This window comes from Methylobacterium aquaticum (assembly GCF_001043915.1).
Taxonomy (GTDB): domain Bacteria; phylum Pseudomonadota; class Alphaproteobacteria; order Rhizobiales; family Beijerinckiaceae; genus Methylobacterium; species Methylobacterium aquaticum.
The window spans coordinates 18,640-35,592 of sequence record NZ_LABX01000252.1 but is presented as its reverse complement, the minus strand read 5'-3'; the positions used below and the strand labels follow the sequence as shown (position 1 = coordinate 35,592).

Below are 16,953 nucleotides of genomic sequence, written 5' to 3'. Positions count from 1 at the left end.
CGTGTTGGGGGCATTCTAAGCCGATTTCGCCGACGCGGTCACCGCTTCGGCGGCAAAAATCTGCGATAGAACAAGAGCCTAAGCGGGCGAAGCGGTGGCCTGCCGACGCAAGTCTGCTGAGCCGCCCTGGCGGGCCACGATCCACAGCAGTCATCTCAAGCTGCCAGCGGGGTGAGGTTTCGCAGGCGGGCCATGCTGCCCTCGCGAGGCCCGCCCCAGTTCTGCCGCCACAAGCAGACAGGCGTGGTTCGGCACGTCCTGCATCGGTCGCAAGCTGCCGTCGCGGACATCCACCCATTGCCGGATCCGCACTGCCGCCAGCACCAAGGCACGCAGCCGGAACAGCTTGTCGGGCACCCGCAGCTGGGTTTCGTCCAGACCGGCCCGTCGGGCTTGAGAGTACGGAACACATCCTTGATCCGCCAGCGCAGCCGGTACAGCCTTCCGGCCGAACAGGGCTCCGAAGCCTGGCCCGGGGATCGTCCGGTGAGCCAGACCCGGGCCATGAGCGCGCTGGAGGTCCTGGCCAATACGAGCGTCGCCTTCGTGATCTCGTTGGCCGGGTCCTTCGTGTTCAACCCCCTGGTGGGGATTCAAGCGACGCCGAGGCAGAACGTCGGCGTCACCGTCCTGTTCACGATCCTGAGCCTGATGCGTGGCTACGCCATCCGCAGGTTCTTCGCGAGGATGTCGAGGGACCACCGGATCTGGAACAAGCTGGCGGCGGTCGACGGCAGCTACTGGATACGTCCCACTGCCAGGCGTCTGGTCTCGATCATGGTCGACGCCAACACCAAGGCCGAGATTTATTCGGCGGCGAGCTTGGCAAGTCTTCTCATCTCGGCAAGTTGATTGAGTCTCACGTCGATCGCGTAGCACTGCCTCATCTTGAAGTCGTGCGCATCTATGATTTCGGTCGGCTTCATAAACGACACAAAGAATTCGAACTCTCCCTGTCCGGTGTTGTGAAAATTGACCAACTCGTATTCGAAGCGACCGAGCAGAGATGCCTGCCTGATCAGGCGAAGGAAGCTATCAGGCGTGTATATCCAACAGTGGCTGTCGACGTAGGTGCCATTCTCGAAGATGGATTTGGCTTGACTTTCGGCGAGCCATAAAGCATACTCACCGTTGTATGGCTCAACCTTTGATTTGTCGATCGGAGTACGCCAGATCTCACCTGGCTCGATCTTCGCGATGGCAACGCAGTGATCGAACATCTGACGGATGCTCGGATATCGATAGTTGCACATGTCGGCCTCGATCATCTGACCGATCGTGCTGACAGGGCAGTTGATATCGAATGTGTACCGACAATCAGGGATTGCGAGATTGAAATACCCGCCAGGCTTCAGGACGTCCATGACGCCGCGAAACCAACCTAGCGTGTTTGGGACGTGCTCGATAACATGACTGGCGATGATGGCGTCATAGACATCCCTGGAGCCGACGACGTCCGCGAGCGAGCCGCTTCCGGTCCAGACGTAATCGACGTCGACGATACCGGCCACACGCTCCGGCAGGGCCCTGTGCTGTTCCTTTAGACCAGTGCAATCTGTGTAATCAACATAATCCATCTTTCCCTGTCCGGCGGGAATGATGGGATTATTGAGGGCTCCGATTTCGAGACCGCGATAATTTTCGAGGGGGAGACCTAATGTCATCTTGCGATTTCTGTTAGAAATCGGAGCGTGATACACAGTAGTCCCTCCTGTTGTGATGCCCTTGGAGGGATTACCATGATGGAAGATTGCCAGTCCAGACCGCGCGGCGGTGCCGACTGGAATTCTCATCCCGTCCTAAGAGGTGGTTTCACGGACAATTTTCATGTAGAACTCGTCGAGGCGCTAACGGCCTCTCGATCCTTTGGCCTGATCAATCACATCGATCATGGTCATAATCTTGGTCGTTATCGTGTCACCCTTGACCATCTCTTCGGCGATGACCTCGAATGCGGGCTTGAGTTCGAGATAATGGGGTTTGTTTGAGCGATCTATGCTACTCTTGGCTGTTGAGAGCGTTGAGCGCCATTAGCCAGGCGACGCAGGCAAGGCGTCCTGTGGCGACATCGAGGCGCCCGGCGCGCTCGCGCAGCAAGCCGCCCCAATGGCCAACCATCCCAGGATGCGCTCTGCCAGCCAGCGCCGCTCAAGCACGACGAAGCTCTTCTGGTCGGGCTGCGTCTCGACGACGCGATGGCCCATGCCGTGCCAGTGGCACCACTCCTGGCAGCATTCGGCCGTGAAGGCGCCACCCAGGATCGCCAGGCGCAGCCTCTGCCACGGCTCCTTGCCGGCATCCAGCGCCGGCAGCGCGTCGTCGCAGCTGGCGGCGGGCGAGGGCCCGCATCAGGATCTCGAACAACCGTTTCTCGATCCAGCGCCGGAACCAGCCGTAGACCGTGCGGCAGGGCACGACGCTCTCTGGCAGGGCCCGCCAGGCGCCCCCGACCCGCACATGCCAGGCGATCGCCGCGACGATCTTGCGCGCGGGCGTCGCGCTCGGGCTGCGGGGCGGATCGGCGCGCTCCAGGAAGCGAGCCGTCTCGTCCACAGGCCGGTCTTAGCAACGACATCCTTCAGGCGCGTCTCGTGGCGCGTTCGATGCCGGTCCGCCCACATCTGATCTCTCCGCCCAACCAGGCGGACCCCATGTTCATCTCACAGGAGAGAGAGGGGGACCGGCAGACGCACTCAAACAGGCTCTTAGAAGTAGAATTGCAGAAGCAATGGCTTGCGGGCGATTTTTCTGGTGCCGACCGCGACAGGCGCCTGCTTCTCGCGGCTGCTGCCGGTGCGCTACAGGGAGCGGCGCAATGCCGCCACGCAGCGTTCGACGTCACGCTCGTCGGCCCAGACATGCGGGCTGAGACGCAGCGCCCCGGACCGTTCGCTCGCATAGACGCCGTCTCGCCGCAGGCGATCCGTCAGGCCGGGGGGCACGCCGCCTGGCGCGCGCAGCCCGACGATGTGCGGCGCGCGCAGGTGCGCCGCCGCCGCGGCGAGTCCGAGGCCGACGAGGTCCTCGGCCAGTCGATCGGTGAGGCGACGCAGCCGGTCCGCCACCGCCGGCACGTCCCAGGACAGGACCAGTTCCAACCCGGTTGCCGCCATCGGCAACAGGACCGGATCGTTCAACTCGCCCCGGTCGTAGCGCCGGGCGCCTGACGCGGGCGAGCGGTTGCCGGTATTCTCCTCGATCGGGACACCGTCCTGCCGATGCGGAGCGGCGTACAGGAAGGCGAGTGCGTAGGGACCAAGCGTCCACTTGTAGGTCGGGAAGGCGAGGAAGTCGGGGCGCCAGCGGCCCACATCCACCGGTAGAACCCCCGCCGCCTGGGTCGCATCGATCACCAGGGCGGCCCCCGCGGCGTGGACGGCCGGCGCGAGCCGGTCGAGATCGATCAGCCCGCCATCGGTCCAATGCAACGGGGTCAGGGTCGCGATCGCCAGAGGCGGAGCCCCGGCGCGTCCGATCGCCGCCAGCAGGGCCGCCGTCCAGTCGCCGTCCTCGGGACGGGAGACCTCCTCGACGATCAGGCCAGTCGCACGGGCGAGCCGGTCGAAGGCGTAGCACAGCGACGGGAACTCGTCGGCGACGCGCAGCACGCGCCCGCCTGGCACAACGGCCAAGTTCGCCGCGACGGTGGCCATCGCGTGGCTCACCGACCCCACGATCGCCACGTCGTCCGTGGCCGCGCCAATGAGCCGGGCCGCCGCCGCCCGCGCTCGCTCGGCCTGAGCCGGGACCGCCTCGCGCGGGTGCGCCCAGGGCCGGCTCTTCACCAGCAGGCCCGCCTCTCCCGCTTCGCGGACAGACCGGGGCAGCGGCGACCACGCCGCCGCGTCGAGGTAGCTGATGTCGTCCGGCACCTCGAACAGGTGCCGCTGGCACGGCAGGGGAGGGGCGATGGCATCCATGTGGGGGGACCTGCGGTTGCCCGGACAGGCAGGGGGAACTGCGTCGGGGCTCACCGAACGGGGGATGGGAGGATCGGGGCTCAAGCCCGCCCTACCACGACGGGAGCCCGGAGCAGGAGGGCCGGCGGACGGGCCCCCACGCCGTCATGTCATACCATCGGGCCAAGATGCTGACCATCGGGCCAAGATGCTGACGCATCGGACCGATGAACCATCTCCAATTTTCGATACCAGAGCATTGTCCGACCAAGCGGATACCGGTTCGTCGTAGAAAATGCGGCAAAATCAAACAGCGAGAGAAGCTTCGCGATTGCAACGCGATCGTGAAGCGCTCTAAGCCAAAGGCTTAGCGAAAATTGGAGAACGGAACCAAAGATCGTTTTCTTTCGACCGTTGGTATCAGATCTCGCCTTCGCCTGCCGGAGCGTGACGGCGCCGCGGCTCCTCGCCGGTCGTGCTCGTGCCGGGATCGAGGGCGTCGGGTTTCCGCGCGGCCTCGTGGTCGGCCGGCGTCACCCCGGCTTTGGCGGCGGCCTCGTCCTCGTCGCCGCGGGTCAGGTGGGGGCGGGCGGTGAGCCGATCGTCGCTGTGCGGCATGGGCATGTCCTCCGGTTGGCGCAGCCCAACGCGGCGTGGTCCAGACCGGTTCGACATCTCGCTCATATCAGCATCCCAGTGGACGGGATCTCGGCGGTCGTCGATCTGAGTGTGCTCTGTGATCAGGCTCATCCCCTCGAAGGGGCTGGCATCAACACCTCAAAGGTGTTGGTGCCCAGGAGAGGACTCGAACCTCCACGGCTTGCACCACTGGTACCTGAAACCAGCGCGTCTACCAATTCCGCCACCTGGGCCCGAAAGCGCCGCTTCAGCGGCGTCCCGGTGACGTTCGTTTAGAGGGCGCCAGCGTCGGCGTCAACGGGCTTGAGCGGCGCCGGACGGGTGCGGAAGGCCGCTGGGCTCCGGCCCGGGAGACGCGGACGGTTCCGGTCATCATCGGCGGAAATCCGCCGACGGAGAGGGGGGATCGGCGACTTCCCGCCCGACGGCCGCCGCGGCTCTCCAGTAAACTACTGATAATGAATGGATTTACGAATTCTTCGGGCTGGCATTCCGCTTGCCATGGTTCTCTCGTCGCACTCTGGCGCAGTCCGTCAGAAGCCGAAAGGCCCGGGATTGTCGGGTGGCGCATCCATCGCGTCCGCTTGCGATGCGGAATGTTCGAATCCAGGGAGAACGTCCATGACCACGGCTGCACAGGCGGCGATCGGGGTGACCCCGGCGCCGGGCGAGACTTCGGACCGCCAGAAGATCAAGGCCATCGTCGCCGCCTCGTCCGGCAACCTTGTCGAGTGGTACGATTTCTACGCCTACGCCTTCACGTCGATCTACTTTGCCTCCGCGTTCTTCCCGAAGAGCAGCGCCACCGGCCAGCTGCTCGCCACGGCCGGCATCTTTGCGGTCGGCTTCTTCATGCGGCCGCTCGGCGGCTGGATCTTCGGGCGCATCGCCGACCGGCGCGGCCGCAAGTCCTCGATGGTGTTTTCGGTGCTGCTGATGTGCGCCGGCTCGCTGATGATCGGCATCCTGCCGACCTACGAGACCATCGGCGTGCTCGCCCCGGTGCTGCTCCTCGTCGCCCGGCTGGCGCAGGGCCTCTCGGTCGGCGGCGAATACGGCACCGCGGCGACCTACATGAGCGAGATCGCCGGCAAGGGCCGCCGCGGCTTCCTGTCGTCGTTCCAGTACGTCACCCTGATCGGTGGCCAGCTTCTCGCGGTGCTGGTGGTCTTCGCGCTCCAACATGTCCTCACCGGCGACGAGATGCGGGCCTGGGGCTGGCGCATCCCGTTCCTGCTCGGCGCCGTGGCGGCCATCGTGGCGATGCTGCTGCGCGGCTCGCTCAAGGAATCCGCCTCGCACGCGACCATGACGAGCAAGGAAGCCGGCTCGCTGCGGGCGCTGGTGCAGCACAAGCGGGCGCTGATCATCACCCTCGCCTTCACGATGGGCGGCTCGCTCTACTTCTATACCATGACCACTTACATGCAGAAATTCCTGGTCAACACGGTGAAGCTCGACCTGAAAATGGTCTCGACCGTGATGACCCTGTCCCTCGTGGTGTTCATGCTGCTCCAGCCGATCTTCGGCGCCCTCTCGGACAGGATCGGGCGGCGCAACAACATGATCCTGTTCAGCGGGCTCGCCATGCTGGGCGCGGTGCCGCTGCTCTCCACCCTGTCGCTGGTGACGAACCCCTGGGCTGCCTTCGGGCTGATCCTGACCGGCCTGGTGATCGCGACCTTCTACACCTCGATCAGCGGCGTGGTGAAGGCCGAGCTGTTTCCGGCCGAGGTGCGGGCGCTGGGCGTCGGCCTGCCCTACGCCATCGCCAATGCGATCTTCGGCGGCACGGCGGAATACGTGGCGCTCTCGTTCAAGACCTACGGCAACGAGAGCCTGTTCTTCTGGTATGTGGCGGCCATGGCCGCGGTGGCGTTCGCCGCCTCGCTGTGGATGCCCGATACCCGCAAATACGGCTACCTGGACGGCAACGGCCGGATGACCGACTGACGCCACACAGGTTCGGGACCCGGGCCGTCCCGGGTTCCCTCCGGCTTTCGCTTGCGGACGATCTCCGTTTCGAGGCAGTCCGGGGGCGTCACGATCCGCGTTCTCCCCCCGCAGCGAGGCGCCCGGCCATGAGCCAAGCCCATCCTGCCGACCTCCCGGCCGCCGCGCCGCGGCGCGCGCGCCTCGCCGGGCCCGGGATCCGGCGGTGGGTTTGGGCGGCCGCGATCCTGGCGGTCATCCTCGCGGTCTTCCTCCTGGCCCTGCGGACCGGCAACGATCAGGTGCGGCATGCGGCTCGCCAGCGCCTCGTGATCGTCGAGGCGGTCCTGCGCGCGGCCGTCGACCGCTCCCGCTCCCTGCCGAGCGTGCTCGCCCTCGACATGCAGGTCCAGAGCCTCCTCGCCGATCCGAGCGCGCCGGGCGCCGTCGCGGCCGTGAACGCGAAGTTCGAGGCCATCGCCCGGGCCTCGGGGGTCGCGGCGATCTACCTCATGGATGCCAGGGGGCTGACGCTCAGCGCCAGCAACTGGAACCAGCCGCTCAGCTTCGTCGGCTCCTCCTACGCCTACCGCCCCTACTTCCTCGACGCCGTGGCGACCGGCGCCTCGCGGTATTTCGGCATCGGCTCCACCACCCAGCAGCCCGGCCTGTTCATCGGCAAGGCGGTGGCTGCCCAAGGTGGGGAGGGCTCGGGCGTCGTGGTGGTCAAGGTCGACATGGAGGGCCTGGAGGGCGAGTGGCGGCGGGCGGGCGAGCAGATCCTGGTCTCGGACGCCGCCGGGATCGTCTTCCTGGCGAGCGAGCCCGGCTGGAAGTACCGCCCGTTCCGGCCCCTGGCAGCGGCCGAGACCGACCGGATCCGCGCCGCCCGGCAATATGGCGACAGCGACCTGCGGCCCCTTCTGGCGGAGGGTCCGCCCGCTCCCGGCGGGAGCATCCGGCTCCCCTCCGCCGGCCGGGCCGGGCGCGGCCTCGTCGAGCCCGTCGCCATGCCGGATCTCGGCTGGACGCTCTGGTACGTCGCGCCGACCGGGGCCTCGCTGCGCCAGGCCGTGCTGGTGGCCGCCGCGACTGGGGTCGCCTGCCTGGCCCTCGCCTTCGCGCTCGCCGCCGCGAGCCAGAAGCGGCGCCGCCTGCGGGCCGAGCACTCCATGCGTCTCGCCCTCGAACGGCGCGTGGCGGAGCGGACACACGACCTGAGCGAGGCCAATGCCCGCCTGCGGGCCGAGATCGCCGAGCGGGAGCGCGCGACCGCCGCCCTGCGCGCGACCCAGGACGAGCTGATCCATGCCGGCCGCCTCGCGGCCCTCGGCCAGATCTCCACGGCGATCAACCACGAGATCAACCAGCCGCTCGCGGCCCTGCGCACCTTCCTGGCCAGCACCGCCTTGCTCCTGGAGCGCGGCGACCAGGCGACGGTGCGCCGCAACCTGCAACGCATGACCGAGGTGACGCAGCGCATCGCCGAGATCATCCGCCACCTCAAGGACTTCGCCCGCAAGACCGGCCCCGAGCACCGCGAACCGGTCCGCCTCGCCGCCGCGGCGGACGCCGCCCTCGACCTGCTGCGGGTCCGGCTGCGGGCGGAGGGCGTCACGGTCGAGTGCCGGATTCCGCCCGACGCCCGGGTGCGGGCCGAGCCGGTGCGCCTGGAGCAGGTGCTGCTGAACCTGATGGTCAATGCCCTCGACGCGATGCGCGACGTCCCGGAGCGCCGGCTCGACCTCTGCGCCACGCGCGAAGCGGATTCTCGCGGCGGGCCCATCCGGTCCTGGCGCCTTGCTGTCGCGGATTGCGGGAGCGGGATCCCGCCGGAGCACATGGCGCAGATCTTCGATCCCTTCTTCACCACCAAGTCCGCCGGGGAGGGGCTCGGTCTCGGCCTGTCCTTGTCCTCGCTCATCGTGCGCGATCTCGGGGGCAGCCTCACGGCCGAGAACGGCACGCGCGGCGCCGTGCTGACCCTCGTCCTGCCGGCAGCGGAGGCTTGAATGGCGTCACGGGTGGAGCGCGTCCTGTTCGTCGACGACGAGGAGACGGTGCGCGAGGCGCTGGCGCAGTGGCTGACGCTCGCCGGCTACGCCGTCTCGACCTTCGAGGCGCCGGAAGAAGCGCTCGCCGAGATCGACGCGAACGTTTCCGGTATCCTCGTCACCGACATGCGGATGCCCCGGATGGACGGGCTGACGGTGCTGGAGCGGGCCCTGGAGCGGGACCCGGAACTGCCGGTCCTCCTCGTCACCGGCCATGGCGACGTGCCAATGGCCGTCGAGGCGATGCGGCGTGGCGCCTACGACTTCATCGAAAAGCCCTTCGTGCCCGAGCGCCTGACCGATGCGATCGGCCGCGCCTGCGAGAAGCGCCACCTCACCCTGCGCCTGCGCCGGCTCCACGCCCGCACCGACAGCCACGCCATCGAGAGCCGTCTGATCGGCACGTCCCGGGCGATGGAAACCCTGAGGCGCGAGGTGCTCGACCTCGCGGCGACGCCGGTCAACGTGGTCATCAACGGCGAGACCGGCTCCGGCAAGGAGCTGGTGGCGCAGTGCCTGCACGCCTTCTCGCTCCGGCGCGACGGCCGCTTCGTCCCGGTCAATTGCGGCGCCATCCCCGACACGATGATGGAGAGCGAGCTGTTCGGCTACGAGGCCGGCGCCTTCACGGGCGCGCTCAAGCGCCGGATCGGCAAGCTCGAATATGCTCATCGCGGCACGCTGTTCCTCGACGAGATCGAGGCGATGCCGCTTTCCGGCCAGGTGAAGCTGCTGCGGGTGCTCCAGGAGCACCGGGTGGAGCGGCTTGGTGCCAACGACTCGGTGGTGGCCGACCTGCGCACGCTGTGCGCCAGCAAGGTCGACCTGCGCGAAGAGGCCGAGGCCGGGCGGTTCCGCCCCGACCTCTATTACCGACTCGACGTCGCGAGCCTGCGCATCCCTCCCTTGCGCGAGCGGCGCGAGGACATCCCGCTCCTGTTCGAGCACTTCGCCGCCCAGGCTGCCGAGGCGCATGGCCGCGCGATGCGCCCCTTGAGCGCCCGGCACATCCGGGACCTCGTCGAGCAGCCCTGGCCCGGCAACGTGCGCGAGCTGCGCAACGCCGCCGAGCGCTACGCCTTCGGCCTTGATCGCCTCGGCGCCGCCCCGGAGCCCAGCGAGGCCGGGACGCAGCCGCTCGCCGTCCGGGTCGAAGCCTATGAGCGGGGCCTGATCCAGCAGGCGTTGCAGCAGGCGCAGGGGAACATCGCCGAGGCGATGCGCCTCCTCGACCTGCCCCGGCGCACCCTCAATGAGAAGATGCAGCGCTATGGTTTGAGCCGTGGGGATTTCACGGGGTAGGGGACGTGCTCGGGTCAGCGGATTGGAGTTTTCAGCGAGGCTCGCCCCGGGATGACGCGGACAGTCGTCGGCATCCGGGCCATTCGCTTCACGGCCCCCGACAATGCCGTGAAACAGGCATCATCCGATTTCCGACTGATCGCTTCGCGATGCGGATAGCAGCTTTACTCAGGCGCCGCGCGGGCTGGCGATCCGACGTCCGGAAGTCGTATCACTCTGTTCTTCCGCCCGGGACCTGATCCTGAGGTGATCGGCGGGAAGGCGCGGCGCCGAAGAAGCATGGCCTGATCGCGGACCGTGATCTCGATCGACACAAAATCGACCAAACTGGCTCCAGGACCAGTATTCACTCGTCAAGAGTCAGGATTGTACCGGGTGATAGCGATTCATCATCGCTGTCGGCATCAACACCGTCGAAGGGTGTTGGTGCCCAGGAGAGGACTCGAACCTCCACGGCTTGCACCACTGGTACCTGAAACCAGCGCGTCTACCAATTCCGCCACCTGGGCCCGAAAGCGCTGCTGTGCAGCGCCCCGGTGACGTTCGTTTAGTCGGCAGCGGAGCCGGCGTCAACGCCGAACTCCGCCGTTTCGTGAGACGCGATCAGACTCCCGCCGGCCACTCGCGGATGTCGACGAAGTGGCCCGCGATGGCCGCGGCCGCCGCCATCGCCGGGGACACGAGGTGCGTGCGGCCCTTGTGGCCCTGCCGGCCCTCGAAGTTGCGGTTCGAGGTCGAGGCGCAGCGCTCGTGGGGTTTCAGGCGGTCGGCATTCATGCCGAGGCACATCGAGCAGCCCGGTTCGCGCCAGTCGAAGCCGGCCTCGATCAGGATCCTGGCGAGGCCCTCTTCCTCCGCCTGCTGCTTCACGAGACCCGAACCCGGCACCACCATGCCGCTGACGTTCGGGTGGATCTTCTTGCCCTCGACCATGCGGGCGACGATCCGCAGGTCCTCGATCCGGCCGTTGGTGCAGGAGCCGATGAACACCTTGTCGAGGGCGATGTCGGTGATCTTGGTGCCGGGCGTCAGGCCCATGTAGGAGAGCGCCTGCTCCTTGGAGGAGCGCAGGTTCTCGTCCTCGATCTGCGCCGGATCCGGCACCCGGCCCTGAACCGAGACCACGTCCTCAGGGCTCGTGCCCCAGGTCACGATCGGCGGCAGGCTGGCGGCGTCGAGCCGGATCTCCCGGTCGAAATGCGCGCCCTCGTCGGAGACGAGGCTGCGCCAATAGGCGACGGCGCGCTCGAACGCCTCGCCCTTCGGGGCCTTCGGCCGGTCCTTGATGTAGGCGAAGGTGGTCTCGTCGGGGGCGACCAGGCCGGCGCGGGCGCCGCCCTCGATCGACATGTTGCAGATCGTCATCCGGCCCTCCATCGAGAGGGAGCGGATCGCCTCGCCGGCATATTCCAGCACGTGGCCGGTGCCGCCGGCGGTGCCGATCTCGCCGATGATCGCCAGAATGATGTCCTTGGCCGTGACGCCGGCGGGCAGGCGCCCGTCGACGACGGCGCGCATGTTCTTCGCCTTCTTCTGGATCAGCGTCTGGGTGGCGAGCACGTGCTCGACCTCCGAGGTGCCGATGCCGTGGGCGAGCGCTCCGAAGGCGCCGTGGGTCGAGGTATGGGAATCGCCGCAGACGATGGTCTGGCCCGGCAGGGTGAAGCCCTGCTCCGGCCCGATGATGTGGACGATGCCCTGCCGCTTGTCGAGCGCGTCGTAATACTCGATGCCGAACTCGCGGACGTTCTGGGCCAGCGTGTCGATCTGCGTGCGGCTCTCGGGATCCTCGATGCCGAGGCTGCGGTCCGAGGTCTGGACGTTGTGGTCGACGACCGCCAGCGTCTTCTCCGGGTGACGCACCCGGCGCCCGGCGAGACGAAGCCCCTCGAAAGCCTGGGGAGAGGTGACCTCGTGCACGAGGTGACGGTCGATGTAGAGGAGGCAGGTGCCGTCCGGCTGACGATCGACGACGTGGTCGTCCCAGATCTTGTCGTAGAGGGTGCGCGGGGCAGTCATCGGAATTGTTGCCTTGTCACGAAGACCTGACGGTGAGGCCGGGCGCGTGGCGTGCGCGGCCGGCGGACCCGTCATGTAACCGGCTCACCGGCCGACGGGTAGACCCCTCGGCGCCGCAAGGGGATGCCGGCGTCGCAAGGCGGGCGGACACCCCGTCGTTTCAGGGAGTGCTTGCGGGGCCCCTGACGATGTCACGCTCTCCGCGTCGTTACGGGCACCGCTGCGTGGCCCCGGAACGACGCGGAGAGCGTCGATAGTGTCGAGCGAGGCGATCAGGCCCTCGGGCAGGGGGCGTCCCGGACCGTTCCCACCCGAGGGCGAGGGTTGTTATTCCTTCACCGCCCCGGTCATGGCCGAGACGTAATGCTCGACGAAGAACGAGTACAGGATCACCAGCGGCAGCGAGCCGACCAGGGCGCCGGCCATCAGCGACCCCCAGCGGTAGATGTCGCCGTCGACGAACTCGCTCACCACCGCCACCGGCACGGTCTTGTTCTGCGTCGAGGACAGGAAGGTCAGCGCGTAGATGAACTCGTTCCAGCACAGCGTCAGCGAGAAGATGCCGGCCGAGATCAGCCCCGGCACCGCCAGCGGCAGGATGATCTTGACGAGGATCTGCCAGCGGCTCGCCCCATCGATCAGCGCGCATTCCTCCAGCTCGTAGGGGATGGTCTTGAAGTACCCCATCAGCAGCCAGGTCGAGAACGGGATCAGGATGGTGGGGTAGACCAGTATCAGGGCGAAGGGCGAATCGTAGAGCCCATAAGCCTGGATGATGGTGGCGAGCGGAATGAACAGGATCGAGGGCGGCACCAGATAGGCGAGGAAGATCGCGGCGCCGACCGCGACCGCGCCCCGGTAGCGGATCCGCACGATCGCATAGGCCGCCAGCACGCTGGCGAACAGCGACAGCGCGGTGGCCGCCACCGAGATCATCATCGTGTTCCAGAGCCACAGAGGGTAGTGGGTCTGGAACAAGAGCTTCGAGATGTGCTTGAGCGTCGGCGACACCACCCAGAACGGGTTGTAGGTGTCCATGTCGATGAGCTGGTCGTCCGGTTTGATGGCGGTCAGCGCCATCCAGTAGAACGGGAACAGCAGCACCACCAGGATGACGAAGAGCGGCAGGTAGACCGTGACGACGCGCTTGGGCAGCGTGTCGAGATAGGCCATGCCTTCGCTGTTGTCGGGGGTGTCGGCGGTCGTGGTCGCGGCCATCGTTCGTGCTTCCTTGTTTAGCCGGTCTGCCACTTGCGGTTCTGGAGGCCGAACCACGAGATCCCGATGGCGAAGATGAGGAACGGCACCATCGCGGTGGCGATGGCCGCGCCCTCGCCGAGATTCCCCGACAGGATGCCGCGCTGGTAGGACAGGGTCGCCATCAGGTGGGTGGCGTTGACGGGGCCGCCGCGGGTCATCGCCCAGATCAGCTGGAAGTCGGTGAAGGTGAAGAGCACCGAGAAGGTCATCACCACGGCGATGATCGGAGTGAGCAGCGGCAGGGTGATGTGGCGGAAGTTCTGCCACGGCGTCGCCCCGTCGATCGTCGCCGCCTCGTAGAGCGAGGGCGACACGGTCTGAAGGCCGGCGAGCAGCGTGATGGCGATGAACGGCACGCCGCGCCAGATATTGGCGAAGGTCACGCAGATCCGCGCCATCGTCGGGTCGCCCAGGAAGTCGATGTTGTGGTCGAGCAGGCCGAGATGGCGCAACGACCACGAGATGATCGAGAACTGGCTGTCGAAGATCCACCAGAAGGCCAGCGCCGAGAGCACGGTCGGCACGACGAAGGGGATCAGCACGATCGAGCGGATCAGCGCCTTGAACGGCAGCCGCTTGTTGAGCAAGAGCGCCAGGTAGAGGCCGATCATGAACTTCGCCACCGAGGCGAAGCCGGTATAGATCAGGGTGTTGAACACCGAGAGCCAGAAGACGGTGTCGTCCCAGAGCCACTCGTAGTTCTCGATGCCGACGAAATTGCCGCCGCGGCCGATCCGGGTGTCGGTGAGCGAGAGCCAGACGCCCTTGCCCAGGGGATAGGCCAGGAACAGCAGCAGGATCGCGGCGGCCGGCAGCATGAACCAGAAGCCCAGCCAGCCGCGGCTCGTCCGCAACCGGCTCCAGGCCGAGCCGGTCGTGGGCGCCGCCGCGGCGGGGCGGGTGAGGGCGATGTCGGACACGGGGCCTCCTCCGGGTGTTTTGTTGTTCTGGGGCCCGCCTCGGGAAAGATGAGCGCAGCGCAATCGCGCTGCCACACTCATCCGTCGCCGCGTGAGGCGCGGGTTTCTCCTCTCCCCGCGGGCGGGGAGAGGACGTCATCGACCTCGTCGTCGATGACGTCAGCGAAGGCGAAGCCGGGGCGAGGGTGAGGGGGCGCTCCCGGAGGTGTCTCAACCGGGAACACCCCCTCACCTTCGGCGACCGCCTCGCTTTGGTGACGACAAGATCACCAAAGCCCTCTCCCCGCCCATGGGGAGAGGGGAGCGCACACGGATCGGTGCGTGAGGCTGTCAGCCCTCTCGAACGAGGGGCGTCAGCGGCTCAGGCCGACCGAAAGATCCGCTGCGCCTGACGTTCGGCGGTCCGGATCGCGGTCTTCAGGTCCTCGCGGCCGGTGCAGTAGGAGGCGAACATGTCGACGACGACGAAGTCGGCGAGCACGGCGGCCACCTTCTCGCTCACCGGCGCGAGGCCGCCGGCCGCCAGCGTCCGGCTCGACGCCTCGCCGAACACCTTGTTCTTGGGGTCAGCGGTCCAGATCGGGTTGTTGGAATACGCCTGGAGCGGGTGGCAGAGGTAGCCCTGCGACGCCTCCAGCCAGGCATTGTAGTTCTGGGCCTCGAGCGCGAAGGCCATGAACGCCTTACAGGCGTTCGGCACCTTGGTGTAGGTGTAGGCCAGGATCGGGAAGGCGAGCTGGAACTCGGTCGGCTTGCCGGACTTGCCCACCGGCCACAGGCCGTGGTCCATATCCGCCGCGATGTCCTTCTTCTCGGCCTTGGCCGCGGCGTAGATCGAGATCCCGTTGCCGGTAAGGTAGAGGTCGCCCGCCAGGAACGCCTTGTTGTTCGACGAGTCGTTCCACGACGCCGTGCCGGGCACGAAGGTCTCGTAGAGCGCCTTCACGTACTCGAGCGCCTTGGCGGTCTCCGGCGAGTTGATGACGATCTTCTCGTTGGCGTCGACCAGGTAGGCGTCGTGCGACCACAGCGCCCAGTGGATCCACGAATTGGCGTCGCCGGTGGCGTGGCCGAGGGCGAAGCCGGCGGGTGTGTTGTTCTTCTTCAGCGCCCGGCACAGTTCCAGGAAGCCGGCATGATCCTCCGGGAACTTCTGGAACCCGGCCTTGTTCATGGCCGAGATGCGGTAGTTGATGTAGCCGCCGTTGAACGCCATCGGGATGGCGATCCACTTGCCCTTGACCTTGCCGTAGGCTTCGGCCGCGGGGAGCCAGCCGCCATACTTCTTGCCGAGATAATCCGCGACGTCGGCGACCTCGATGCACTTCGACGGGAACAGCGCCGGGAAGGAGTAGAGGCCCCAGACCATGTCCGGGCCCTGGCCGGTATTGGCGGCCACCGACGCCTTCGGCTGGATGTCGTCGAAGGACTCGCTCGTCACGCTCACCGGAACGCCGGTGGCCTTGGTGAAGGCGTCGACGAGGCGCATGAAAGCCTCGTCCTCGGAGGGGATGAAGCGCTTCCAGCGCAGGAGCTTGAGCGAGGCGCCGGCCTCCGGCTTCCACTGGTTCTCCTGCGCCCAGGCGCGGGCGAACCCGTCCAGGCCGGCCGCGGAGGCGAGGCCGAGGGCGGCACCCGCCTTGAGGATCTGGCGACGATCGAAGGCTGACATCGTGGCGTCTCTCCCGGAATGGTCGTGAGTGTTGGCGAGGTGCGGCCGGCGGCGGGATGGCGTCCCGCCGCCGGCTCGAAACATCTCGGCTCAGTTCAGCCGGCGGCCGTTCTCGGCGTCGAACAGGTGGACGAGGGCGGGATCGGCCGTGATGCTGATCCGCTCGCCCGGGCCGGCGCCGATCCGGTCGCGGAACACGCAGGCGATGTCGCGGGCGACCTCCTTGGTGACGTCCTGCCCGGCGGTGCCCGGCGGGCGCACCAGCACCATGGTCTCGGAGCCGGTCGGCTCCACCACCGCGACCTCGACCGGCACGCCGTTCTCGGCCAGCCGCACATGCTCCGGCCGCAGGCCGTAGACCGCCGGCATGCCATCGGCAGGGCGGGCGCCCCGGGTCGGCAGCGGCAGGGTCAGGCCGCCCTCGGTGCGGAAGGTGCTGCCGGCGATCTTGCCCTTGAGGAAGTTCATCGCCGGCGAGCCGATGAAGCCGGCGACGAACATGTTGTCGGGCCGGTCGTAGAGGTCGAGCGGCGCGCCGACCTGCTCGACCACGCCGTCATGCATCACCACGATCTTGTCGGCCATGGTCATGGCCTCGATCTGGTCGTGGGTGACGTAGACCGTGGTGGTGCGCAGCCGCTGGTGCAGCTCCTTGATCTCGGCCCGCATCGCCACGCGCAGCTTGGCGTCGAGGTTCGAGAGCGGCTCGTCGAACAGGAAGACCTGCGGATCGCGCACGATCGCCCGGCCCATCGCCACGCGCTGGCGCTGACCGCCCGAGAGCTGACGCGGATAGCGGTCGAGGAGCTTCTCGAGGCCGAGGATCGCCGCGGCGCGGCCGACGCGACTGTCGATCTCCTCCTTGGCGGCCTTCCGCAGCTTGAGCGAGAAGGCCATGTTGTCCCGCACCGTCATGTGCGGGTAGAGGGCGTAGTTCTGGAACACCATGGCGATGTCGCGCTCCTTCGGCGGCACCGCGTTGACGACCCGCGACCCGATCCGGATCTCGCCCGCCGTGATGTTCTCGAGACCTGCGATCATGCGCAGCAGGGTCGATTTCCCGCAGCCCGACGGGCCGACCAGGATCACGAATTCCCCATCCTGAATGTCGATCGAGACGCCGTGCAGGATCGGGGTGGCCCCAAACGACTTGCGCACGTTCCTGATTTCCAGCCCGGCCATCGGCTCCTCGTGTCGTGTTTTTCAGAGAAAGGTCGCGCGCGGCGCACGGACCGGAACGGCAGCGCTGCCACAGG

General features: G+C 67.2%; 14 protein-coding genes and 2 tRNA genes. 5 read left to right on the top strand and 11 right to left on the bottom strand.

Going from position 1 to position 16,953, the window contains the following annotated elements; genetic code table 11:
* The first annotated feature begins 243 nt into the window (after positions 1-243).
* Positions 244-852, top strand: coding sequence for a DUF7220 family protein (locus VP06_RS27750; protein ID WP_156295811.1), 609 nt, complete (start codon positions 244-246; stop codon positions 850-852).
* On the opposite strand, the gene VP06_RS27745 is transcribed toward VP06_RS27750, so the two are convergent.
* Complete coding sequence (locus VP06_RS27745) at positions 807-1,664, bottom strand: class I SAM-dependent methyltransferase (RefSeq protein ID WP_197093303.1); 858 nt, start codon at positions 1,662-1,664, stop codon at positions 807-809. The two genes, VP06_RS27750 and VP06_RS27745, sit on opposite strands and share 46 nt — an antisense overlap.
* A gap of 75 nt (positions 1,665-1,739) precedes the next feature.
* Here VP06_RS27745 and VP06_RS37395 point away from each other — a divergent pair, with 75 nt between their 5' ends.
* The gene (locus tag VP06_RS37395) at positions 1,740-1,988 is read left to right on the top strand and encodes a hypothetical protein (RefSeq protein ID WP_197093302.1); all 249 of its coding nucleotides are present in this window, start codon (positions 1,740-1,742) and stop codon (positions 1,986-1,988) included.
* Positions 1,989-2,148: 160 nt separating this feature from the next.
* Here VP06_RS37395 and VP06_RS39090 read toward each other — a convergent pair whose 3' ends face one another.
* The 4 genes from VP06_RS39090 to VP06_RS27730 all read right to left on the bottom strand — a co-directional run bounded on the left by VP06_RS39090 (position 2,149) and on the right by VP06_RS27730 (position 4,771).
* Positions 2,149-2,553, bottom strand: a complete 405-nt coding sequence (locus VP06_RS39090) for a transposase (RefSeq protein ID WP_082167663.1) — start codon at positions 2,551-2,553, stop codon at positions 2,149-2,151.
* 245 nt (positions 2,554-2,798) lie between these two features.
* Positions 2,799-3,920 carry an aminotransferase class V-fold PLP-dependent enzyme gene (locus VP06_RS27740; protein WP_048467035.1) on the bottom strand — a complete coding sequence of 374 codons (1,122 nt, stop codon included), beginning with the start codon at positions 3,918-3,920 and terminating at the stop codon, positions 2,799-2,801.
* A gap of 399 nt (positions 3,921-4,319) precedes the next feature.
* Complete coding sequence (locus tag VP06_RS27735; RefSeq protein ID WP_048467034.1) at positions 4,320-4,517, bottom strand: hypothetical protein; 198 nt, start codon at positions 4,515-4,517, stop codon at positions 4,320-4,322.
* Positions 4,518-4,686: 169 nt separating this feature from the next.
* Positions 4,687-4,771: transfer RNA gene (locus tag VP06_RS27730), tRNA-Leu, on the bottom strand.
* 388 nt (positions 4,772-5,159) lie between these two features.
* On the opposite strand from VP06_RS27730, the gene VP06_RS27725 reads away from it, so the two are divergent.
* The 3 genes from VP06_RS27725 to VP06_RS27715 all read left to right on the top strand — a co-directional run bounded on the left by VP06_RS27725 (position 5,160) and on the right by VP06_RS27715 (position 9,826).
* Entirely contained in the window at positions 5,160-6,491 is a 1,332-nt protein-coding gene (locus VP06_RS27725; RefSeq protein ID WP_048467033.1) for an MFS family transporter, read from the top strand.
* A 128-nt stretch (positions 6,492-6,619) separates the two neighbouring features.
* A complete protein-coding gene (locus VP06_RS27720) occupies positions 6,620-8,482 on the top strand; it encodes a sensor histidine kinase (protein ID WP_048467032.1) in 1,863 nt (620 codons plus the stop codon).
* Positions 8,483-9,826: a sigma-54-dependent transcriptional regulator gene (locus tag VP06_RS27715; protein WP_048467031.1), complete on the top strand. Its 1,344-nt coding sequence runs from the start codon at positions 8,483-8,485 to the stop codon at positions 9,824-9,826.
* Between the two features lie 424 nt (positions 9,827-10,250).
* Here the strand turns inward: VP06_RS27715 and VP06_RS27710 are convergent.
* The 6 genes from VP06_RS27710 to VP06_RS27685 all read right to left on the bottom strand — a co-directional run bounded on the left by VP06_RS27710 (position 10,251) and on the right by VP06_RS27685 (position 16,879).
* Positions 10,251-10,335: transfer RNA gene (locus VP06_RS27710), tRNA-Leu, on the bottom strand.
* A 94-nt stretch (positions 10,336-10,429) separates the two neighbouring features.
* Positions 10,430-11,845 (bottom strand): 3-isopropylmalate dehydratase large subunit, encoded by a 1,416-nt coding sequence (gene leuC, locus VP06_RS27705; protein ID WP_048467030.1) that lies wholly within the window; start codon positions 11,843-11,845, stop codon positions 10,430-10,432.
* 327 nt (positions 11,846-12,172) lie between these two features.
* Positions 12,173-13,063 carry a carbohydrate ABC transporter permease gene (locus VP06_RS27700; RefSeq protein WP_048467029.1) on the bottom strand — a complete coding sequence of 297 codons (891 nt, stop codon included), beginning with the start codon at positions 13,061-13,063 and terminating at the stop codon, positions 12,173-12,175.
* Positions 13,064-13,080: 17 nt separating this feature from the next.
* Positions 13,081-14,025 carry a carbohydrate ABC transporter permease gene (locus tag VP06_RS27695; protein ID WP_048467028.1) on the bottom strand — a complete coding sequence of 315 codons (945 nt, stop codon included), beginning with the start codon at positions 14,023-14,025 and terminating at the stop codon, positions 13,081-13,083.
* Positions 14,026-14,386: 361 nt separating this feature from the next.
* A complete protein-coding gene (locus tag VP06_RS27690; RefSeq protein ID WP_048467027.1) occupies positions 14,387-15,697 on the bottom strand; it encodes an ABC transporter substrate-binding protein in 1,311 nt (436 codons plus the stop codon).
* Between the two features lie 90 nt (positions 15,698-15,787).
* On the bottom strand, positions 15,788-16,879 hold the full coding sequence (locus VP06_RS27685) for an ABC transporter ATP-binding protein (RefSeq protein ID WP_048467026.1): 1,092 nt from the start codon (positions 16,877-16,879) through the stop codon (positions 15,788-15,790).
* Positions 16,880-16,953: the final 74 nt, after the last annotated feature.